Here is a 22472-nt window from a genome sequence, read left to right on the forward strand (position 1 = left end):
CCTAGACTGCATTATTGCGTCAGTTCGCCCAAGGCCCTTGCATGTCCGACCCTCGCTATCAGATCGACGTCAGCGTCGTGACCCGTTACCTGAAAGAACAATCCGACCCCGAAAGCAGTCGCTTCGCCTTCGCCTACACCATCACCGTGCAAAACAACGGCTCGGTCAAGGCCAAGCTGCTGTCGCGCCACTGGCTGATCACCAACGGTGACGGCGAGGTCGAGGAAGTACGCGGCGCCGGCGTTGTCGGCCAGCAGCCGACCATCGAACCCGGCCAGAGCCATACCTACAGCAGTGGCGCGGTGATCAGCACACGCGTCGGCACCATGCAGGGCAGTTACGAGATGTTCGCCGAAGACGGCAAGCGCTTCGAAGCCGACATCGCGCCGTTCCGCCTTGCGGTCCCAGGGGCGCTGCACTGATGGCCACCTACGCCGTCGGAGACCTGCAAGGCTGCCTGGAACCGCTCAAATGCCTGCTCACGAGGGTCAACTTCAACCCGGCGGTCGACCGCCTGTGGCTGGTCGGCGACCTGGTCAACCGCGGCCCCGAGTCGCTGGAAACCCTGCGTTATCTTTATTCGATCCGCCAGTCACTGGTGTGCGTGCTGGGCAACCATGACCTGCACCTGCTGGCCGCCTGGCACAACGTCGAGCGTCTGAAGAAAAGCGATACCCTGCGCGAGATCATCGAGGCACCGGATGCCGACCGGCTGTTAGACTGGCTGCGCCAGCAGAAACTGCTGCATTACGACGAGCCCCGCGGCATCGCCCTGGTGCATGCAGGCATCCCGCCACAGTGGACACTCGGCCAGGCGCTGCAACTGGCAGGAGAAGTCGAACAAGTGCTGCGCGACGACAACCGCCTGCAGCCATACCTGGACGGCATGTACGGCAACGAGCCGAACAAGTGGAGCAAGAGCCTCACCGGCGTCGAGCGCCTACGGGTAATCACCAACTACCTCACGCGCATGCGCTTCTGCACCGCGGCAGGCAAGCTTGACCTCAAGAGCAAGGAAGGCCTGGACACTGCCCCCAAAGGCTACAAGCCCTGGTTTGCGCACAAGGAGCGCCGCTCGCGCCACGTTAAGATCATCTTCGGCCACTGGGCCGCACTCCAGGGCCAGGTCGACGTGCCCGGTATCATCGCCCTCGACACCGGCTGCGTGTGGGGCGGCGCCATGACCCTGTACAACGTCGACAGCGGCGAATATCACCGCTGTGATTGCGCCGACGACGGTAACTTACGCCTCCCCGCCTAACCACCTACACTTATCGACCACCCCTGAAGGAAGCCGTACCCATGAGCGAATTCAAGCGCATCCCTCCCGAGCAGGCCCTGGCCCTGCGCGCGCAAGGTGCGGTAGTCGTCGACATTCGCGACCCGCAAGCCTTTGCTGCCGGCCACATCACCGGCGCCCGGCACCTGGATAACCATTCGGTCGCCGAGTTCATCCGCAATGCCGACCTGGATGCCCCGACCCTCGTGGTCTGCTACCACGGTAACTCCAGCCAGAGCGCAGCCGCCTACCTGGTCGGCCAGGGCTTCTCCGACGTGTACAGCGTCGATGGCGGCTTCGAACTGTGGCGCACCACCTACCCGGCCGAGACCGCGCAAGGCACTGCCGAATAATTTTTCATTTTTACTGCAGCCCGCGCCCCACGCGGGCTTGCAGCCCACCTGACGAACGGTCGTTCGCAACTTCTCCACCGCTAGCCCTTGACCTTGCGGATAACCAACTATTCTTAAGCGCAGGCCATCCAAAAAAAGGGGAGAGCCGGTACACCGGCGTGCGGGTCATCGGTAGCGTTTCAAGGTGTTCTGGGGGGTATACAGCAATCGGCGAACCCGGTTGCATGCCAGCATCAGCTGACTGATCCGGCGTCGTCTCCACGTATCGAGCGAGGTGACGTCATGAGTATTTTTAGCCACTTCCAACAACGCTTCGAGTCTACGCGCCAGGAAGAACTCTCGCTGCAGGAGTACCTCGAGCTGTGCAAAGAGGATCGCAGTGCCTACGCATCGGCGGCTGAACGGCTGTTGCTGGCCATCGGTGAGCCAGAACTGATCGACACCTCTACCAACTCCAGGCTGTCGCGAATTTTCTCCAACAAGGTTATTCGCCGGTATCCGGCCTTTGCCGACTTCCATGGCATGGAAGAGTGCATCGACCAGATCGTTTCGTACTTCCGCCATGCCGCCCAAGGCCTGGAAGAGAAGAAACAGATCCTCTATCTGCTGGGCCCGGTAGGCGGCGGCAAATCGTCGCTGGCCGAAAAACTCAAGCAGCTGATGGAGAAGGTGCCTTTCTACGCAATCAAGGGCTCGCCAGTATTCGAGTCCCCACTGGGCTTGTTCAATGCCACCGAAGACGGGGCCATTCTCGAAGAAGAGTACGGCATCTCGCGGCGCTACCTGAACACCATCATGTCGCCCTGGGCCACCAAACGCCTGCAGGAATTCGGCGGCGATATCAGCAAGTTCAGGGTAGTGAAGCTGTACCCATCGATCCTCAACCAGATCGCCATCGCCAAGACCGAACCGGGTGACGAAAACAACCAGGACATTTCTGCCCTGGTCGGCAAGGTGGATATCCGCAAACTCGAGGAATTCCCGCAGAACGACGCCGATGCCTACAGCTACTCGGGCGCATTGTGCCGGGCCAACCAGGGCCTGATGGAATTCGTCGAAATGTTCAAGGCGCCGATCAAGGTCCTGCACCCCTTGCTCACCGCCACCCAGGAAGGCAACTACAACAGTACCGAAGGCCTTGGGGCCATTCCCTACACCGGTATCCTGCTGGCCCACTCCAACGAATCGGAGTGGCACACCTTCCGCAACAACAAGAACAACGAGGCGTTCATCGACCGGATCTACATCGTCAAGGTGCCGTACTGCCTGCGCGTCAGCGACGAGATCAAGATCTACGACAAGCTGCTGGTCAACAGCTCGCTGGCCAAGGCCCATTGCGCGCCAGATACGCTGAAGATGCTCGCCCAGTTCACCGTGCTCTCGCGCCTCAAGGAGCCGGAAAACTCCAACATCTACTCGAAGATGCGCGTCTACGACGGCGAGAACCTCAAGGACACCGACCCGAAAGCCAAGTCGATCCAGGAGTACCGCGATGCTGCAGGCGTGGACGAAGGCATGAATGGCCTGTCGACTCGCTTCGCCTTCAAGATTCTCTCCAAGGTGTTCAACTTCGACCCACATGAAGTGGCAGCCAACCCGGTGCACCTGCTGTATGTGCTGGAACAGCAGATCGAACAGGAGCAGTTCCCGGCCGAAGTACGCGAGCGCTACCTGCGCTACCTGAAGGAGTACCTGGCACCGCGTTACATCGAGTTCATCGGCAAGGAAATCCAGACCGCCTACCTCGAGTCCTACAGCGAGTACGGTCAGAACATTTTCGACCGCTACGTGCTTTACGCCGACTTCTGGATCCAGGATCAGGAGTACCGCGACCCCGAAACCGGCGAGATCCTCAACCGCATCGCCCTCAACGAAGAGCTGGAAAAGATCGAGAAACCGGCAGGCATCAGCAATCCGAAGGATTTCCGCAACGAAATCGTCAACTTCGTGCTGCGTGCCCGTGCCAACAATAACGGCAAGAACCCGAGCTGGCTCAGCTACGAGAAGCTGCGGGTGGTGATCGAGAAGAAAATGTTCTCCAACACCGAGGACCTGCTGCCGGTCATCAGCTTCAACGCCAAGGCCAGCAAGGAGGATCAACAGAAGCACAACGACTTCGTCACGCGGATGGTGGAGCGTGGCTATACCGACAAACAGGTGCGCCTGCTGTCGGAATGGTACCTGCGGGTCAGGAAATCGCAATAAAGCGGCAAGCTTCTAGCCGCAAGCTGCAAGCTGCTCGGCGTCAGTGCTCCGGCCTGCGCCGCAGCTTGCAGCAGCGGTGGCTGCTCTTACTTGCAGCGTGAAGCTTGTGGCTTGCAGCTGCATCCAGTCACCGGAGGGACCATGAGCTACGTTATCGACCGACGCCTGAACGGCAAGAACAAGAGCACGGTCAACCGCCAGCGCTTCCTGCGGCGTTACCGTGAACACATCAAGAAGGCCGTCGAAGAGGCCGTGAGCCGCCGTTCCATCATGGACATGGAACACGGCGAACAGATCAGCATTCCGGGACGAGACATCGATGAACCGGTGCTGCACCATGGTCGTGGCGGCAAGCAGACCATCGTGCACCCAGGCAACAAGGAATTCACCGCCGGCGAGCATATCCCTCGACCCCAGGGCGGCGGGGGTGGCAGCGGCCGCGGCAAGGCCGGTAACTCCGGCGAGGGCATGGACGACTTCGTCTTCCAGATTACCCAGGAAGAGTTCCTCGAATTCATGTTCGAAGACCTCGAGCTGCCCAACCTGGTCAAACGCCACCTGACCGGCGCCGACACCTTCAAGACCGTGCGAGCCGGTATCGCCAACGAAGGCAACCCGTCACGCATCAACATCGTCCGCACCCTGCGTTCGGCCCATGCCCGGCGCATCGCTTTGACCGGCAGCAGCCGTGCGCTGCTGCGCGAAGCTCAGAAGGAACTGGACCGCCTGAAAATCGAGGAACCCGACAACTTCACCGACATCCAGGAAGTCGAACAGGAAATCGAACGGCTCAAGGCACGCATCAATCGCTTGCCCTTCCTCGACACCTTCGACCTCAAGTACAACCTGTTGGTCAAGCAGCCCAACCCCAGTTCCAAGGCCGTGATGTTCTGCCTGATGGACGTGTCCGGCTCGATGACCCAGGCCACCAAGGATATCGCCAAACGCTTCTTCATCCTGCTTTACCTGTTCCTCAAGCGTAACTACGACCGCATCGAAGTGGTGTTCATCCGCCACCACACCAGCGCCCGTGAAGTCGACGAGGAAGAGTTCTTCTACTCCCGGGAAACCGGCGGCACCATCGTCTCCAGCGCGCTGAAGATGATGCAGGAGATCATGGCCGAACGTTACCCAGCCGCTGACTGGAACATCTATGCCGCCCAGGCTTCCGACGGCGATAACTGGAACGACGACTCGCCGATCTGCCGCGAGATCCTGTCCAAGCAGATCATGCCGCATGTGCAGTACTACACTTACGTTGAGATCACCCCGCGTGAACACCAGGCGTTGTGGTACGAGTATGAGCGAATCGGCGAGGCCTTCCCCGACACATTCGCCCAGCAGCAGTTGGTATCGGCCGGCGATATCTACCCGGTCTTCCGTGAACTCTTCCAGCGCAGGTTAGCCACATGACCGCCAGAGCACAGAGACGCCAACCCATTTCCACCGGGTCCGAGTGGACGTTCGAGCTGATCCAGACCTACGACCGGGAAATCAGCCGGCTGGCCGAGCGTTACGCCCTGGACACCTACCCCAATCAGATCGAGGTGATCACTGCCGAGCAGATGATGGATGCCTACGCCTCCGTCGGCATGCCGTTGGGCTATCACCACTGGTCCTACGGCAAGCAGTTCCTAAGTACCGAGAAGTCCTACAGCCGGGGGCAGATGGGCCTTGCCTACGAGATCGTGATCAACTCCGACCCGTGCATCGCCTACCTGATGGAAGAGAACACCATGTGCATGCAGGCGCTGGTGATTGCCCATGCCTGCTATGGCCACAACAGCTTCTTCAAGGGCAACTACCTGTTCCGCACCTGGACCGACGCCACGTCGATCATCGACTACCTGGTATTCGCCAAGCAGTACATCGCCCAGTGCGAGGAGCGCCACGGCATCGATGCCGTGGAAGACCTGATCGACTCCTGCCACGCGCTGATGAACTACGGCGTCGATCGCTACAAGCGCCCCTATCCGATCTCCGCCGAAGAAGAACGGCGGCGCCAGAAGGACCGCGAAGAGCACTTGCAGCGGCAGATCAACGACCTGTGGCGCACCATTCCCAAGAGTGCCGATAAAGGCGGTGAACGCGACGATGCGCGCTTCCCTTCCGAGCCGCAGGAAAACATCCTCTACTTCATCGAGAAGAACGCCCCGCTGCTCGAACCCTGGCAGCGCGAAGTCGTGCGCATCGTGCGCAAGATCGCCCAGTACTTCTACCCACAACGCCAGACCCAGGTGATGAACGAAGGTTGGGCGACCTTCTGGCACTACACCTTGATGAACGACCTGTACGACGAAGGCCTGATCACTGAAGGCTTCATGATGGAGTTCCTGCAGTCGCACACCAGCGTGGTATTCCAACCCGGCTTCGACAGCCCGTACTACAGCGGCATCAACCCGTACGCGCTGGGCTTTGCCATGTACACCGACATCCGCCGCATGTGCGAAAACCCTACCGAGGAGGATCGCCGCTGGTTCCCCGAGATTGCCGGCAGCGACTGGCTTTCTACCATCAAGTTCGCCATGAGCAGCTTCAAGGACGAGAGTTTCATCCTGCAGTACCTGTCACCCAAAGTGATCCGTGACCTGAAGCTGTTCAGCATCCTCGATGACGACCAGCGCGACGACCTGCTGGTACCGGCCATCCATGACGAGGCCGGTTACCGGATCATTCGCGAACAACTGGCTGCCCAGTACAACCTCGGCAACCGCGAACCCAACGTGCAGATCTGGAGCATCGACCGCCGTGGTGACCGCTCGCTGACCCTGCGTCACCAGCAGCACAACCGCAAACCGCTGGGCGACTCCACTGAAGAAGTGCTCAAGCACCTGCACCGCCTGTGGGGCTTCGATATCCACCTGGAGACCGTACAGGGCGACCAGGTGGTCAAGACCCATCACATGCCGCCGCGTGGGGAGCATGCCGAGAGCGGCGACTACGGGCGCATGGACCTCGCTGTCATCCACCACCTCTGATGCACCGCCATTACTGCCGACAGGGTATCCTGTGGGCAGTAATGGAGGCTGCACATGCACATCTACAAAGTCGGCGGCGCGGTACGCGACCGTCTGCTCGGGCGCCCGGTCAGCGATATCGACTGGCTGGTGGTCGGCGCCACGGTCGAAGACATGCACGCCCAGGGCTATCGCCCGGTCGGCGCTGATTTTCCGGTTTTCCTGCATCCGAAGACGGGCGAGGAATATGCCCTGGCGCGCACCGAGCGAAAGAGTGGACGCGGTTATGGCGGGTTCACCTTTCACGCAAGCCCCGACGTAACGCTGGAAGAAGACCTGATCCGCCGCGACCTGACCATCAATGCCATGGCCGAGGACGAACAGGGCACAGTCCATGACCCCTACCACGGCCAGGCAGATCTTGAGCAACGCATCCTGCGCCATGTTTCCCCGGCGTTCGCCGAAGATCCACTGCGCGTACTGCGCGTTGCCCGCTTTGCCGCGCGCTATGCCCCGCTGGGTTTCCGGGTTGCCGATGAAACACTCGCACTGATGCGCCAGATCGCCAAATCGGGCGAACTGCAGGCGCTGACCGCCGAGCGCAGTTGGAAGGAGATCGAGCGGGCGCTGATGGAAAGCCAGCCGCAGGTGTTCATCCAGGTGCTGCGCGAAGCTGACGCCCTGACGGAGCTGATGCCGGAGCTGGAGCATGGCGTGAATACGCTGGAGGCACTGCAGCGGGCAGCGGAGCACCAGCAACCACTGGCAGTACGCTGGGCGTGCTTGTTGCGCGGGCTGGAACCGGCGGCGATCAAAGCGCTCAATCAGCGCTTCAAGGCACCGCGTGAATGCCAGGAACTGGCCGTGCTGGTGGGTGAATATGCCGGGCGCGCCGACAACGCTTTACAGCTAACACCGGCAAACTTGCTGGAAATGCTGCAAAAGTTCGACGTATATCGGCGACCTCAGCGCTTTGAAGATTTCATCGCCGCGTGCGAGATGGCCACATCTGGAGGTTATCCACAGGCCGATTATCTGCGCGCGGCGGCGGCGGCGGCCCGGGCGGTGGACGTGAAGCCACTGGTAGAGTCCGGGCTGACCGGACAAGGCCTGGGCGAGGCCCTCAGATGTGAGCGGCTGAAAGCGCTCGAGGCTTACAAATCCGGCTGACTCTACTGGCCCTTTCGCGGGCAAGCCCGCTCCCACAGGTGCGGCACTGTCCCTGTGGGAGCGGGCTTGCCCGCGAAAGGGCCGGTATAGGCCTACGCCGGAGTCAGCTGCAACCCACGCCATTGGAATGCGACCGGCGCCAAAACCTGGTCGATCTGCGCCTCCTGCCACAACTGCGCCATGCTTTTCTCCGCCCCTGGGTGGATCAGCTCCGGCGCCAGCAGCGACAACGGCCACAGCACGAAGGCATTCTTCAGGATCTCCGCCCGCGGCAGCACCAGCCCATCGAACGTGCCGTGCAGATCGTCGTACATGAGCACATCGATATCCAGCGGCAAACCCTTGCGATCCGGTGCATAGCGGCCATTGTCGGCTTCGATGAACTTGAGCCGGCGATCCAGCTCCATCAGCGGCAGATCGGTCTTGCCGGTGACCACGAAGTTGATGAACGGCCCACTCTTGATCCCCACCGCCTGGCTCTCGAATGCCGGTGAACATTGCATGTCGCTGAGAATGGCCGCCAACGCATCGAGCCCCGCGCACAGGTGCTGGTGGCGATCGATGTTGCTGCCAAGGCCCAGATAAACCGTGCTCAGAGACATCCGCGCTCGATCTCCACGCCAACGCCGCCACGCGCGGCAGGAACGGCGCCCGGCTTGGTCAGCTTCAGCCGCACCCAGGGAATGTGGAATTCTTCCATCAAGGTCGCCACCAGGCGCTCGGCGAAGGTTTCCACCAGCTCGAAGCGGGCCTGCTCGGCAAAGGCCTGGACCCGCGCCGAGACACTGGCATAGTCCAGCGCCAGGTTCAGATCATCGCCGGCCGCCGCCGGGCGGTTGTCCCAGGCGAAACTCAGGTCCAGGCGCAGGCACTGGCGAATATCCCGTTCCCAGTCATAGGCACCGATGACGGTATCGACTTCCAGGCCTTCGATGAACACTCTGTCCAAGCACTTCTCTCCACAGCACGACAAGGGCGACGGGCGCCGTTAGAATCAGGGCGTCCTCGCCCGGAATAGTTAGCATGTTTTGGTTATTGGCGCTGCTCGCCTACCTGCTCGGCTCGCTGTCCTTCGCCATCGTCCTCAGCCGCCTTTCAGGCAGCCCGGACCCGCGTTCCAGCGGTTCGGGCAATGCTGGCGCCACCAACATGCTACGCCTGGCGGGCCGTAAACTGGCGATCCTGACCCTGCTGGGCGACCTGTGCAAGGGCCTGTTGCCGGTTTTGCTCGCCCGCGCTGCCGGCCTTGGCCTGCAGGAGCAGGCCTGGGTCGGCGTGTGCGCAGTGCTCGGTCACCTGTTCCCGCTGTATTTCCGCTTTCGCGGCGGCAAGGGTGTCGCCACCGCCGCCGGCATGCTCATGGGCCTGTATTTCCCGGCCGCATTGCTGGCCATCGGCGCCTGGCTACTGACTTTCTACCTCACCCGCACCAGCTCCCTGGCGGCGCTTGTCGCGACCCCGCTGACCTTGCCATTGCTGGCCTGGCGCGAGCCGGAGGCGCTGCTGCCAATCGCCGTGCTCACGGTGATGATCGTCTGGCGCCACCGCAACAATCTGCGCGATTTGTTTGCCGGGCGCGAAAGGCATTTCTGACGCGCCCGCAGGCATTCACACCGGAGGCAACTGCTCCATCGGCCAGCGAGCCTGCACGCTGATCGCCAGGTCCTGCTGCTGCCCGGCCAACAGGCGCTGGCAACCGGCATAGGCGATCATCGCGCCGTTGTCAGTGCAGAACTGCGGACGCGCGTAGTACACGTTACCCTTGAGACCGGCCAGCATGTCTTCCAGCGAGGCACGCAACGCCTTGTTGGCACTCACGCCACCGGCGATGACCAGGCGCTTGAGGCCGGTCTGCTTGAGGGCCCGCTTGCATTTGATGGTCAGAGTCTCCACCACCGCCTGCTGGAATGCCAGCGACAGGTCGCAACGGGTTTGCTCACTGTCGTCGCCAGCATTCTTGCATTGCTGCCAGGTATTCAGGGCGAAGGTCTTGAGGCCACTGAAGCTGAACTCGAGACCAGGCCGATCAGTCATCGGCCGCGGGAAGACGAACCGCCCAGGCACACCCTGCTCGGCCAGGCGCGCGATTTCCGGGCCACCTGGGTAATTGAGGCCGATCAGTTTGGCGGTCTTGTCGAACGCTTCGCCGGCAGCATCGTCGAGGCTCTCGCCCAACAGCTCGTATTGGCCGATGCCATCTACCCGCACCAGCTGGGTATGGCCGCCGGAAACCAACAAAGCGACGAACGGGAACTCGGGCGGGTTTTCCTCCAGCATCGGTGCCAGCAGGTGGCCTTCCATATGGTGCACACCGATCGCCGGGATATCCCAGGCGAAGGCCAGGGCCTGGGCGCACGAGGCACCGACCAACAGCGCACCGACCAGGCCAGGGCCCGCCGTGTAGGCGATGGCATCGATCTCGGTGGCCACGCAGCCGGCCTCCTCCAGCACCTGGCGGATGAGCGGCAGCATGCGCTTGACGTGGTCACGCGAGGCGAGCTCGGGCACCACGCCACCGAATACGCGGTGCAGGTCGATCTGACTGAACAGCGCGTCGGCTAACAAACCGCGTTCGCTGTCGTATAATGCGACGCCGGTTTCGTCGCAGGATGTTTCCAATCCCAGTACTAGCATGGGTTCGTCCCTTGTGGGGGCTGAATTCGAAGCCGCGCATGATAGTCCCCGTGCCGGGTGCCGACCAGCGGTTTTCGATCAGAGGCTTTGCATTCCGGCGTACTAAGGGTTAACATCCGCAACCCTTGAAAACCGACGTTCTCCAGCACACCTTTTGTTTTGCCAGGAGCACGTCTACCCCGGTAATGAATTAAGGTAGCCCTGGATGCCAGCCGTCAAAGTTAAAGAGAACGAACCCTTCGACGTAGCTCTGCGTCGTTTCAAGCGCTCCTGCGAAAAAGCCGGTGTACTGGCTGAAGTTCGTAGCCGCGAGTTTTACGAGAAGCCCACCGCCGAGCGTAAGCGCAAAGCAGCTGCTGCTGTTAAGCGTCACGCCAAGAAAGTTCAGCGCGAACAGCGCCGCGCCGTTCGTCTGTACTAATACAGACGTTCTACGCTAGAGCTTCTGCCCTGCCCGGCTCACCGCCGGGCCGATGGCAGCGGTTTGCTTGACCTTGAGCAGCTAGCCCAAGGAGCCTGTCGCCACGCGCAGCGGGCAAATGGTTGCAAAACGTCAGATCTGGTTTCGGCCAGGCGTGCACGTCCTGACTGACGAGCCCTCAGTGAAGCTGGAGGCTGGCGACGAGCACACACCCCCTCGCATTTCTCCTAGCACCACTTGCCCCGTAAGCGTTTAGACTTGCCAGTTGCCAGATGACGAGACTGCCATGGCCGGGCTAATTCCCCAGAGCTTCATCGACGACCTGATCAACCGCCTCGACATTGTCGACGTGGTAAGTTCGCGCGTTCAGCTGAAAAAGACCGGCAAGAACTATTCCGCCTGCTGCCCGTTCCACAAGGAAAAGACCCCTTCCTTCACGGTCAGCCCCGACAAGCAGTTCTACTACTGCTTCGGCTGCGGCGCTGGCGGCAACGCCCTTGGCTTCGTCATGGACCATGACAACCTGGACTTCCCCCAGGCTGTCGAAGAACTGGCCCGCGCTGCCGGCATGGAAGTGCCCAGGGAGCAAGGCCGTCGCGACAACAAACCGCGCCAGCCGACCGATTCGCCGCTGTACCCATTGCTGGACGCCGCCTCGGAGTTCTATCGCCAGGCCCTACGCAGCCATCCGACCCGCAAGGCGGCGGTGGACTACCTCAAGGGCCGCGGCTTGTCGGGCGAAATCGCCCGGGACTTCGGCCTGGGCTTCGCACCGCCGGGCTGGGACAACCTGCTCAAGCACCTGGGCGCCGACACCCTGCAACAGAAGGTGATGATCGACGCCGGCCTGCTGATCGAGAACGCCGAAAGCGGCAAACGCTATGACCGCTTCCGCGACCGGGTGATGTTCCCGATCCGTGACAGCCGCGGGCGTATCATCGCCTTCGGCGGCCGGGTCCTGGGCGATGACAAGCCCAAGTACCTCAACTCCCCGGAAACCCCGGTATTCCACAAGGGCCAGGAACTCTACGGGCTTTACGAGGCACGCAAGCACAACCGCAACCTCGACGAGATCATCGTCGTCGAGGGCTACATGGACGTGATCGCCCTGGCCCAGCAAGGCCTGCGCAATGCCGTGGCCACCCTCGGCACCGCCACCAGCGAAGAGCACCTCAAGCGCCTGTTCCGCGTGGTGCCCAGCGTGCTGTTCTGCTTCGATGGCGACCAGGCCGGGCGCAAGGCCGCCTGGCGCGCACTGGAGTCGACCCTCTCGGCGCTGCAGGACGGCCGCCGGGCGCGCTTCCTGTTCCTGCCCGAGGGCGAAGACCCGGACAGCCTGGTTCGCGCCGAAGGCACCGACGCCTTCATGGCCCGGATCAACCAGCACGCACAACCGCTGGCCGATTACTTCTTCGAGCAGTTGAGCAACGAAGCCGACCCGCGTTCACTGGAAGGCAAGGCACACATGGCGACCCTGGCCGCACCGTTGATCGAAAAGATCCCCGGTGCCAACCTGCGCCAGTTGATGCGCAACCGCCTGAAGGAAATCACCGGCCTCGATCCGCAGCAGGTCGAGCAACTGGCACAGCAGGCACCAGCGGCCAGCAATGTGCCAGACTACGACCCTGGCTACGACTACGATGCCATGGCCAGCTACACCCCCGACTACGGCGACATGCCGCAGCACGACTACGCGCCCGTTCATCAGGAACAGGAGTGGAAGCCGAACAAGGGCGGGGGCAAAAAGCAGTGGAGCGACAAGCCCTGGGACAAGAACCGCAAGGGCGGCAAGCCATGGCAGCAACGCGACGAAGCGCCACCACGCGTGCCGGCACCGGTCGAACCACCAACCCTGGCCGCCCTGCGCACCTTGCTGCACCACCCGCTGCTGGCCGGCAAGGTCGAGGATGCCAGCCACTTCGCCGACGAAGAGCACCTGTACAGCCAGCTGCTGGTGGCGCTGATCGAAGCGGCACAGAAGAATCCTGGGCTAAGCTCAATGCAGCTGATCGCACGTTGGCACGGCACTGAACAAGGCCGCCTGCTGCGGGCCCTGGCAGAAAAGGAATGGTTGATCGTGGCCGACAACCTTGAACAACAGTTTTTCGACACAATAACTAGCTTGTCCGCCCGCCAACGCGAGCGCAGCCTGGAACAACTGCTCAGGAAATCACGTCAAAGCGAATTGACCAGCGAGGAAAAATCACAGCTCCTCGCCCTGCTGAGCCGGAATGTTCCCGCACAAACGCCGACCTCATCTGGCGCGTGAGGCCCATGCTCGGGTATAATCCTCGGCTTGTTTTTTGCCCGCCAAGACCTTCAGTGGATAGGGTGTTATGTCCGGAAAAGCGCAACAGCAGTCTCGTATCAAAGAGTTGATCACCCGCGGTCGTGAGCAGGGCTACCTGACTTACGCGGAGGTCAACGACCACCTGCCTGAGGATATTTCAGATCCGGAACAGGTGGAAGATATCATCCGCATGATCAACGACATGGGGATCAACGTATTCGAGAGTGCTCCGGATGCGGATGCCCTTCTGTTGGCGGAAGCCGACACCGACGAAGCCGCGGCCGAAGAAGCCGCTGCTGCGTTGGCGGCAGTTGAAACCGATATCGGCCGCACGACCGACCCGGTGCGCATGTACATGCGCGAAATGGGTACCGTCGAGCTGCTGACCCGTGAAGGCGAGATCGAAATCGCCAAGCGGATCGAGGAAGGCATCCGTGAAGTCATGGGCGCCATCGCTCACTTCCCGGGTACTGTCGACTACATTCTCAGCGAATACGACCGCGTCACCGCCGAAGGCGGCCGCCTGTCCGACGTCCTCAGCGGCTATATCGACCCTGACGACAACATTGCCGCACCAACAGACGAAGTGCCGGTACCTGGTGCCAAGGCACCTGCGGCCAAGGAAGAGTCGGACGACGAAGACGAAGAAAGTGAAGGCGGTGACGACGAGGAAGAGGCCGAAAGCGGTCCTGATCCGGTCGTTGCAGCTCAGCGCTTCGGCGCGGTTGCCGATCAGCTCCAGGCCACCGCCAAGGTCCTGAAGAAGAACGGCCGTGACGCCAAGGAAAGCATCGAGGCCCTGCAGGCCCTGGCTGACCTGTTCATGCCGATCAAGCTGGTGCCGAAGCAGTTCGATGTCCTGGTCGAGCGCGTGCGCGATGCCCTGAACCGCCTGCGTCAGCAAGAGCGTGCGATCATGCAGCTGTGCGTGCGTGACGCCCGCATGCCGCGTGCCGACTTCCTGCGTCTGTTCCCAGGCAACGAAACCGACCAGACCTGGTCCGGTGACCTGGCCAAGCGCAGCACCAAGTGGGCTGCCGCTCTGGGTGAAAAGGACGCCGCCATCGTCGCCTGCCAGCAGAAGCTGATCGACCTCGAGACCGAGACCGGCCTGACCGTCGCCGAGATCAAGGAAATCAACCGTCGCATGTCCATCGGTGAGGCGAAAGCCCGCCGCGCCAAGAAAGAAATGGTCGAGGCGAACCTGCGTCTGGTGATCTCCATCGCCAAGAAGTACACCAACCGTGGCCTGCAGTTCCTCGACCTGATCCAGGAAGGCAACATCGGCCTGATGAAGGCGGTGGACAAGTTCGAATACCGTCGCGGCTACAAGTTCTCGACTTACGCCACCTGGTGGATTCGCCAGGCGATCACCCGTTCGATCGCCGACCAGGCGCGCACCATCCGTATTCCGGTGCACATGATCGAGACGATCAACAAGCTCAACCGTATTTCCCGCCAGATGCTGCAGGAAATGGGCCGTGAACCGACCCCGGAAGAGCTGGGTGAGCGCATGGAAATGCCTGAGGACAAGATCCGCAAGGTACTGAAGATCGCCAAAGAGCCGATCTCCATGGAAACCCCGATTGGTGACGACGAAGACTCGCATCTGGGCGACTTCATCGAGGACTCGACCATGCAGTCCCCGATCGACGTAGCCACAGTCGAAAGCCTCAAGGAAGCGACCCGTGACGTGCTCTCGGGCCTGACCGCACGCGAAGCCAAGGTGCTACGCATGCGTTTCGGCATCGACATGAACACCGACCACACCCTCGAAGAGGTGGGCAAGCAGTTCGACGTGACCCGTGAGCGGATCCGTCAGATCGAAGCGAAGGCGTTGCGCAAACTGCGCCACCCGACTCGCAGCGAGCACTTGCGCTCCTTCCTCGACGAGTGATGACAAACCCCGGCCCAGGCCGGGGTTTTTCTTATCCGACAAATAGTTGTGTCCAGCTGGCCGGCTGGCTGAATGCCCGTCTACACTCGACTTCAGACCAACTGAATGCGAGGCCGCTATGCTGCCGATGCCGGCCATTCTGTTGCTGCTCCTGATCCTGTGGAACACAACGGCCGGCGCCCTGACCCTGACAGACGAGGAAAAAACCTGGCTCACTGCCCACCCGCAGCTGAGGCTGGGCGTCGACGCCTCCTGGCCACCATTCGAATTTCGTGACCAAGAGGGCCGGTACCAGGGATTGGCCGCCGATTACATCGCCTTGCTCCAGGATCGCCTGGGGGTAGCACTGAAACCGGTCGAGCCCAGCAGCTGGACCGAAGTGCTGCAGCAGGCGCGCGAAGGCCGCATCGATTTGCTGCCCGGCATCATGTCGACGCCGGAACGCCAGGGCTACCTGGCATTCACCCGCCCCTACCTCGATTTCCCCATCGTCATCCTGGCCCATGAAGGCGGTCCGCAACCGCGCACGCTCAAGGACTTGTATGGGCTGAAGGTGGCCGTGGTGGAGAACTACGCCCCCCATGAACTGCTACGCACCCACCACCCGGACCTCAACCTGGTGGCAATGCCCAATGTCAGCTCGACCCTGCAGGCACTGGCCACCGATGCGGTGGATGCCGTGGTCGGTGACCTCGCCTCGAGCATCTGGAGCCTGCGCCAACTCAAGCTCGAAGGCCTGTATGTCAGCGGCGACACCCCCTATCGCTATCAACTGGCAATGGCCGCGCCCCGTGACCAGCAAGTACTGATCGGTATCCTCGACAAGGTGATGGCCGACATGTCCAGCGATGAAATCAGCCATATCCAGCAACGCTGGGTCGGCAATGTGGTCGACCAGCGCAGCTTCTGGCATGACACACTCATCTATGGTCTGCCCGCCGTCCTGCTGTTGATCGCCATTCTCGCCGTGGTCATCCGCATCAATCGCCGGCTCAGTTCGGAAATCTCCCGGCGCATCGCCCTGGAGCAGGAACTGCGCAGCAGCGAATACCACTACCGCGGCCTGATCGAAAGCCTGTCGGCAATCGCCTGGGAGGCCGACGCCAACGACTTCACCTACAGCTACGTCTCGCCGCACGCCGAAGACCTGCTGGGCTACCCGCTGCACGACTGGCTAAAACCCGGCTTCTGGCGCAGCATTCTGCACCCCGACGATGCGCTCTGGGCCCAGGCATTCTGCGAAAGTGAAACCGCCGCCGGGCGTGATCACAGCCTCGATTACCGGGTGATGCGCGCCGATGGCCAGCCTCTGTGGGTGCGCAACATCGTCAGCATGATCGAACACGGCCATCGGCCCTTGATGCGCGGCCTGATGATCGACATCAGCGAGACCAAGCGTACCGAAGACGCCCTGCGCCTTTCGGAACAGAAATTCGCCTCGGTGTTCGAGCAGTGCCCGGACATTCTGCTGATTGCACGGCACAGCGATGGCGTGCTGCTCGAAGTCAACGAAGCTTTCGAAGAGCAGATCGGCCTGACACCAGGCGAAGTGATCGGCCGCACTGCCACCGAGCTCAATTTGTGGGGCATCGAAGGCATGGGGCCGAAGCTGCTCGAACGCCTGCACCAAGGCGGCATCCGCAACCTGGAAATGACCTTCCGCCGCAGCAACGGCCAGATGTTCACCGGCCTGACCTCAGCCGAAAGCTTCGAGCTCGACGGCACCCCGGCGCTGGTAGTGGCAGTTCGCGACATCAGCCAGCTCAAACAAACCCAGCAGCAGTTGCAAACCTCCGAAGAAAAGTTCGCCAAGGCCTTCCACGCCTCGCCAGACGGCCTGCTGCTGTCGCGCCAAAGCGATGGCCTGCTGCTGGAGGTCAACGAGGGCTTCTGCCGCCTGACGGGCTACGAGTTCAACCCGCCTATCGATCAGACCTCGTTCGACCTGGGGATCTGGGTCGATCTCAACGAGCGCAAGCGCTTGATCGACCAGCTCGGCCGCGATGGCTTCGTGCGAGACTTCAGCTGCCACCTGCGCCGCAGTGACGGGCAGATTCGCCTCTGCGAGCTCTCGGCACGGCCGCTGCCGATCGGCGGGGTCGACTGCATGCTGACCATCGCCCGCGACATCACCGAACGCCACCTGATGCAGGAAAAACTGCAACTGGCTGCCACCGTGTTCGAAAATACCGCCGAAGGCGTATTGATCACCGACACCGACCAACGCATCAGTGCGGTCAACCGCGCCTTCAGCGAGATCACCGGCTACAGCGAAATCGAAGCCCTGGGCCAGACCCCGCGCCTGCTCGCCTCCGGTCAGCATGACAGCGCCTTCTATGCCGCCATGTGGCACCAGCTCACCGCTGAAGGCCACTGGCAGGGCGAGATCTACAACAAGCGCAAGAACGGCGAGCTGTATCCCGGCTGGCTGACCATCAGCGCCGTACGCAACAGCGAGCACGATATTACGCACTTCGTCGCCGTATTCGCCGACATCTCCAGCCTAAAGCACGCCCAGGCCAAACTCGACTACCAGGCCCACCACGACCCGCTGACCGGCCTGCCCAACCGCGCCCTCTTCGAAAACCGGCTGCAGGCCGTACTGACCTGCGCGCAGGTGTCCAACCGCCAGGGCGCCGTGCTGTTCCTCGACCTGGACCGCTTCAAGCACATCAACGACAGCCTCGGCCACCCGGTCGGCGACCTGTTGCTCAAGGGCATCGCCCAGCGCCTCAAGGAGCAAGTGCGCGACGTCGACACCGTGGCCCGCCTGGGTGGCGACGAGTTCATCATCCTGCTGCCCGGCCTGCACAAGCCCAGCGATGCCCATGCCATCGCCAACAAATTGCTGGCCTGCTTCGCCGCCCCGTTCCAGGCCGGCGAGCACGAGTTCTTCACCAGCGCCAGCATCGGCATCAGCCTCTACCCGCAGGATGGCACCGACGTCGCCACGCTGATTCGCAACGCCGACGCCGCCATGTACCGTTCAAAGGCCAAAGGTCGCAATCGCGTGGAAGCCTACACCCGTGACCTGACCGTGCAGGCCAGCGAACGCATCGCCATGGAGCATGAACTGCGGCGCGCCATCGAACGTAACGAGATGAGCCTGAGCTTCCAGCCGAAACTGAGCCTCAAGACCCAAACCCTGGTCGGCGCCGAAGCGCTGATTCGCTGGAGCCACCCGACATTCGGCGAGGTACCGCCCGAGCATTTCATTCACCTGGCCGAAGAGAACGGCACCATTCTGCAGCTGGGCGACTGGGTGCTGGAGCAGGCTTGCCAGCAGATGCATCGCTGGAAGAAGGCCTACCAGGCCTTTGGCCCCCTGTCGATCAACCTGGCGGGCGCGCAGCTACGCCATCCCAACCTCGCCAAGCGCATCGAGCATCTGTTGAAGGTCTACCAGCTCAAAGCAGGCGACCTACAGCTGGAGATCACCGAAAACTTCATCATGAGCCAGGCCGAAGAGGCCCTGACCGTGCTGCACCAACTCAAGAAACTGGGTGTGCAGCTGGCCATCGATGACTTTGGCACCGGCTATTCGTCGTTGAGTTACCTCAAGCGCCTGCCGCTGGACATTCTCAAGATCGACAAGTCGTTCATCCGTGGCCTGCCGGACGACCCCCACGACGCCGCCATCGCCCGCGCCATCATTGCGCTGGGGCGCAGCATGCAGTTGACGATCATTGCCGAGGGCGTGGAGAACCAGGCGCAGCAACGCTTCCTGGCGGCTGAAGGGTGCGAGCAGATTCAGGGTTACATCGTCAGCCTGCCGTTGCCACCGGATGAATTCGCGGCGTCGTTTCTTCGTATAGCACTGTCTGATCTTTCGGATGGCACGCTTTCAAAACCCTCGTTATAATCCGGGCACTTACTGAGGGCCTATAGCTCAGTCGGTTAGAGCAGAGGACTCATAATCCTTTGGTCCACGGTTCGAGTCCGTGTGGGCCCACCAGACATGAAGAAGCCGCGCATCAGCGCGGCTTTTTTGTGCCCGATGGTGTGCCAACGTCTTGGGGCTTGCCCTGCTCATCTTCGGCTGGCTAGGCTAGCGGACCCACCGTAGAGACTCACAATGTCGGACGCGCGCCCCATCACCCTCGATGAAATCGACCGCCAGCTGCTCGCCCTGCTGCAGATCAACGCCCGCGAAAGCGTCGCTACCCTCGCCCGCCAGCTGGGTATCGCCCGTACCACGGTCAACTCGCGCCTGGAGCGGCTGGAGAAGAACAAGGTCATCACCGGCTATGGCGTACGCCTCGGCCAGCGCCTGATTGGTGGTGGGCTGCAGGCTTATGTCGGGATCAAGGTGCAGCCACGCTCCGGCAAGGAAGTGGTACGGCGCCTGAGTGCCATGGGGCAGGTACAACAGCTGTGCGCGGTGAGTGGCGAGTTCGATTACGTGGCCTGGCTGCGCAGCGATTCGCCGGAGCAACTCGACCAGTTGCTGGACCAGATTGGCAGTGTCGAAGGGGTGGAGAAGACCACCACGTCGATCATCCTCAGCAGCAAGGTCGATCGCGGGCAGCCGCTCTAAAACCGCGCCCACAGCAATGCGCTGCCTGTTTATCATCAGAATGACCAGATGGTCGGTCGATATGACCATCCAACGCACATTACGACATCATTCTGCATCTTAATTACGAACACCCCGCTTCATAAAATGACTCACAGCCATCTCCTATACTCAGGCTCCGCCCCCCGCGCAGCCGCTCTGGCAAGGTCACTTCATGAACAAGAAAAACCGCCACCCCGCCGACGGCAAACAACCCATCACCATCTTCGGCCCGGATTTCCCTTTCGCCTTCGACGACTGGCTTGAACACCCGGCCGGCCTGGGCAGCATCCCGGCAGAGCGCCATGGTGAGGAGGTCGCCATCGTTGGCGCCGGCATCGCCGGGCTGGTCGCGGCCTACGAATTGATGAAGCTGGGCCTCAAACCTGTGGTGTACGAGGCCTCGAAACTCGGCGGACGCTTGCGTTCGCAAGCCTTCAACGGCACCGACGGCATCATCGCCGAACTCGGCGGCATGCGCTTCCCGGTGTCCTCCACCGCCTTCTACCATTACGTCGACAAGCTGGGCCTGGAAACCAAGCCTTTCCCCAACCCGCTGACCTCCGCCTCGGGCAGCACGGTGATCGACCTCGAAGGCCAGACCTACTACGCCGAAAAGGCCAGCGACCTGCCCAAGCTGTTCCATGAAGTGGCCGACGCCTGGGCCGATGCGCTGGAAAGCGGCGCACAGTTTGCCGATATCCAGCAGGCGATCCGTGACCGAGACGTACCTCGGCTGAAAGCACTGTGGAACAAGCTGGTGCCCCTGTGGGACGACCGCACCTTCTACGACTTCGTCGCCACCTCGCGCTCGTTCGCCCAGCTGAGCTTCCAGCACCGCGAAGTGTTCGGCCAGGTCGGTTTCGGCACCGGTGGCTGGGACTCGGACTTCCCCAACTCGATGCTGGAAATCTTCCGCGTGGTGATGACCAACTGCGACGACCACCAGCACCTGATCGTCGGCGGCGTGGAGCAAGTCCCCCAAGGCATCTGGCGCCATGTGCCGGAACGCTGTGCCCACTGGCCGGAAGGCACCAGCCTCAGTTCGCTGCATGGCGGCGCGCCGCGCACCGGGGTCAAACGCATTGCGCGTGCCGCCGACGGGCGCCTGGCAGTCACCGACAACTGGGGCGACACCCGCCACTACGGCGCAGTGCTCGCCACTTGCCAGAGCTGGCTGCTGACCACCCAGATCGACTGCGAAGAGTCGCTGTTCTCGCAAAAGATGTGGATGGCCCTGGACCGCACCCGCTACATGCAGTCGTCGAAAACCTTCGTCATGGTCGACCGGCCGTTCTGGAAGGACAAGGACCCACAGACTGGCCGCGACTTGATGAGCATGACCCTCACCGATCGCCTTACCCGCGGTACCTACCTGTTCGATAACGGCGACGATAAACCAGGGGTGATCTGCCTGTCCTACGCCTGGATGAGCGACGCCCTGAAGATGCTGCCGCACCCGGTGGAAAAGCGCGTGCAGCTCGCCTTGGATGCGCTGAAGAAGATCTACCCCAAGACCGACATCGCCGGCCATATCATCGGCGATCCGATCACCATTTCCTGGGAGGCCGACCCGCACTTCCTCGGTGCCTTCAAGGGCGCGCTGCCGGGCCACTACCGCTACAACCAGCGCATGTATGCGCACTTCATGCAGCAGGACATGCCTGCCGAGCAACGCGGCATGTTCATCGCCGGCGACGACGTGTCGTGGACCCCTGCCTGGGTCGAAGGCGCGGTGCAGACGTCGCTGAATGCGGTGTGGGGTATCATGAACCACTTCGGTGGCCGCACTCACGCGGACAACCCAGGCCCAGGCGACGTGTTCGACGAGATCGGCCCCATCGCCCTGGCTGACTGAAACCAAGGAGGCAGCATGCGCATCGCTCTGTTCCAGGGCGCACCCAACCCGCTGGACGTGCCCGGCAACCTGCAACGGCTGCGCCACCAGGCGCAACGGGCGGCCGAGCGTGGCGCGCAGCTGCTGGTGTGCCCGGAGATGTTCCTCAGCGGCTACAACATCGGCCTGGCCCAGGTCGAACGGTTGGCCGAAGCCGACGATGGCCCCTCGGCCATGGAGGTGGTGGAGATCGCCCAGGCGCACCGCATCGCCATCGTCTACGGCTACCCGGAGCGCGCCGATGACGGGGCGATCTACAACAGCGTGCAATTGATCGACGCCCACGGCCGCAGCCTGTGCAATTACCGCAAGACTCACCTGTTCGGCGAGCTGGACCGGGCGATGTTCAGCCCGGGTGCCGGCCATTTCCCGGTGGTCGAGCTGGAGGGCTGGAAGGTCGGCATGCTGATCTGCTACGACATCGAGTTCCCGGAGAACGCCCGGCGCCTGGCGCTGGCCGGTGCCGAGCTGATCCTGGTGCCGACGGCGAACATGACACCTTACGATTTCGTCTGCCAGGTGACCGTGCGCTCGCGGGCGCAGGAGAACCAGTGCTACCTGGTGTATGCCAACTACTGTGGAGCCGAGGACGAGATCCAGTACTGCGGGCAGAGCAGCATCATCGGCCCCGACGGCAGCCTGCTGGCCATGGCCGGGCGAGAAGAGTGCCTGCTGCTGGCGGAGCTTGAGCATGAGCGGGTGGTACAGGGGCGTGAGTCGTTCCCTTATCTGACCGATCTGCGTCAGGAATTGCATCTGCGCCAAGGCTAACAGGGGCCGCTTCGCGGCCCATTCGCGGGTAAACCCGCTGCCA

At 62.0% G+C, this 22472-nt stretch carries 18 protein-coding genes and 1 tRNA gene; 16 read left to right on the top strand and 3 right to left on the bottom strand.

The features are described 5' to 3' along the window. Positions 1 to 41: 41 nt before the first annotated feature. The 7 genes from apaG (at position 42) to ACIPZ5_RS03595 (ending at position 7964) form a co-directional block, all read left to right on the top strand. Positions 42 to 422 (top strand): Co2+/Mg2+ efflux protein ApaG, encoded by a 381-nt coding sequence (gene apaG, locus ACIPZ5_RS03565; protein ID WP_261941804.1) that lies wholly within the window; start codon positions 42 to 44, stop codon positions 420 to 422. Continuing rightward, positions 422 to 1261 carry a symmetrical bis(5'-nucleosyl)-tetraphosphatase gene (locus ACIPZ5_RS03570; RefSeq protein WP_343599470.1) on the top strand — a complete coding sequence of 280 codons (840 nt, stop codon included), beginning with the start codon at positions 422 to 424 and terminating at the stop codon, positions 1259 to 1261. Before apaG ends, ACIPZ5_RS03570 begins: the two co-directional genes overlap by 1 nt. A gap of 41 nt (positions 1262 to 1302) precedes the next feature. Beyond that, entirely contained in the window at positions 1303 to 1632 is a 330-nt protein-coding gene (gene glpE / locus ACIPZ5_RS03575) for a thiosulfate sulfurtransferase GlpE (RefSeq protein ID WP_261941806.1), read from the top strand. Positions 1633 to 1914: 282 nt separating this feature from the next. Then, positions 1915 to 3837: a PrkA family serine protein kinase gene (locus ACIPZ5_RS03580; RefSeq protein ID WP_085676236.1), complete on the top strand. Its 1923-nt coding sequence runs from the start codon at positions 1915 to 1917 to the stop codon at positions 3835 to 3837. A 141-nt stretch (positions 3838 to 3978) separates the two neighbouring features. Next, positions 3979 to 5250 (top strand): YeaH/YhbH family protein, encoded by a 1272-nt coding sequence (locus tag ACIPZ5_RS03585; RefSeq protein ID WP_313712845.1) that lies wholly within the window; start codon positions 3979 to 3981, stop codon positions 5248 to 5250. Then, positions 5247 to 6815, top strand: coding sequence for a SpoVR family protein (locus ACIPZ5_RS03590; RefSeq protein ID WP_313712844.1), 1569 nt, complete (start codon positions 5247 to 5249; stop codon positions 6813 to 6815). The genes ACIPZ5_RS03585 and ACIPZ5_RS03590 overlap by 4 nt, the downstream gene beginning before the upstream one ends. A gap of 54 nt (positions 6816 to 6869) precedes the next feature. Beyond that, entirely contained in the window at positions 6870 to 7964 is a 1095-nt protein-coding gene (locus ACIPZ5_RS03595; protein ID WP_400806745.1) for a multifunctional CCA tRNA nucleotidyl transferase/2'3'-cyclic phosphodiesterase/2'nucleotidase/phosphatase, read from the top strand. Between the two features lie 92 nt (positions 7965 to 8056). Here the strand turns inward: ACIPZ5_RS03595 and folK are convergent, their stop codons facing one another. Further along, the gene (folK, locus tag ACIPZ5_RS03600) at positions 8057 to 8566 is read right to left on the bottom strand and encodes a 2-amino-4-hydroxy-6-hydroxymethyldihydropteridine diphosphokinase (RefSeq protein WP_261941810.1); all 510 of its coding nucleotides are present in this window, start codon (positions 8564 to 8566) and stop codon (positions 8057 to 8059) included. Next, a complete protein-coding gene (gene folB / locus ACIPZ5_RS03605; RefSeq protein ID WP_027917471.1) occupies positions 8557 to 8913 on the bottom strand; it encodes a dihydroneopterin aldolase in 357 nt (118 codons plus the stop codon). The genes folK and folB overlap by 10 nt, the downstream gene beginning before the upstream one ends. Positions 8914 to 8987: 74 nt before the next feature. Between folB and plsY the strand changes: the two genes are divergently transcribed. After that, entirely contained in the window at positions 8988 to 9557 is a 570-nt protein-coding gene (gene plsY / locus ACIPZ5_RS03610) for a glycerol-3-phosphate 1-O-acyltransferase PlsY (protein WP_054885227.1), read from the top strand. A gap of 15 nt (positions 9558 to 9572) precedes the next feature. Here plsY and tsaD read toward each other — a convergent pair whose 3' ends face one another. Then, the gene (gene tsaD / locus ACIPZ5_RS03615) at positions 9573 to 10598 is read right to left on the bottom strand and encodes a tRNA (adenosine(37)-N6)-threonylcarbamoyltransferase complex transferase subunit TsaD (protein WP_261941812.1); all 1026 of its coding nucleotides are present in this window, start codon (positions 10596 to 10598) and stop codon (positions 9573 to 9575) included. A 205-nt stretch (positions 10599 to 10803) separates the two neighbouring features. Between tsaD and rpsU the strand changes: the two genes are divergently transcribed. From rpsU to ACIPZ5_RS03655, 8 genes are all read left to right on the top strand, one after another. Beyond that, positions 10804 to 11019 carry a 30S ribosomal protein S21 gene (gene rpsU / locus ACIPZ5_RS03620; RefSeq protein WP_003255575.1) on the top strand — a complete coding sequence of 72 codons (216 nt, stop codon included), beginning with the start codon at positions 10804 to 10806 and terminating at the stop codon, positions 11017 to 11019. 286 nt (positions 11020 to 11305) lie between these two features. Next, positions 11306 to 13288, top strand: coding sequence for a DNA primase (dnaG, locus tag ACIPZ5_RS03625; RefSeq protein ID WP_343599482.1), 1983 nt, complete (start codon positions 11306 to 11308; stop codon positions 13286 to 13288). A 67-nt stretch (positions 13289 to 13355) separates the two neighbouring features. Beyond that, entirely contained in the window at positions 13356 to 15206 is a 1851-nt protein-coding gene (rpoD, locus tag ACIPZ5_RS03630) for an RNA polymerase sigma factor RpoD (protein WP_400806750.1), read from the top strand. 118 nt (positions 15207 to 15324) lie between these two features. Then, complete coding sequence (locus ACIPZ5_RS03635) at positions 15325 to 19068, top strand: EAL domain-containing protein (protein ID WP_343599486.1); 3744 nt, start codon at positions 15325 to 15327, stop codon at positions 19066 to 19068. A gap of 16 nt (positions 19069 to 19084) precedes the next feature. Further along, positions 19085 to 19161: transfer RNA gene (locus ACIPZ5_RS03640), tRNA-Ile, on the top strand. 120 nt (positions 19162 to 19281) lie between these two features. Continuing rightward, a complete protein-coding gene (locus ACIPZ5_RS03645) occupies positions 19282 to 19743 on the top strand; it encodes an Lrp/AsnC family transcriptional regulator (protein WP_261941816.1) in 462 nt (153 codons plus the stop codon). Positions 19744 to 19936: 193 nt separating this feature from the next. Continuing rightward, complete coding sequence (locus tag ACIPZ5_RS03650) at positions 19937 to 21619, top strand: FAD-dependent oxidoreductase (protein ID WP_313710132.1); 1683 nt, start codon at positions 19937 to 19939, stop codon at positions 21617 to 21619. A gap of 15 nt (positions 21620 to 21634) precedes the next feature. After that, positions 21635 to 22429, top strand: coding sequence for a carbon-nitrogen hydrolase family protein (locus tag ACIPZ5_RS03655; protein WP_400806754.1), 795 nt, complete (start codon positions 21635 to 21637; stop codon positions 22427 to 22429). Positions 22430 to 22472: the final 43 nt, after the last annotated feature.

This window comes from Pseudomonas sp. NPDC089428, from assembly GCF_044749325.1.
Lineage (GTDB): Bacteria > Pseudomonadota > Gammaproteobacteria > Pseudomonadales > Pseudomonadaceae > Aquipseudomonas.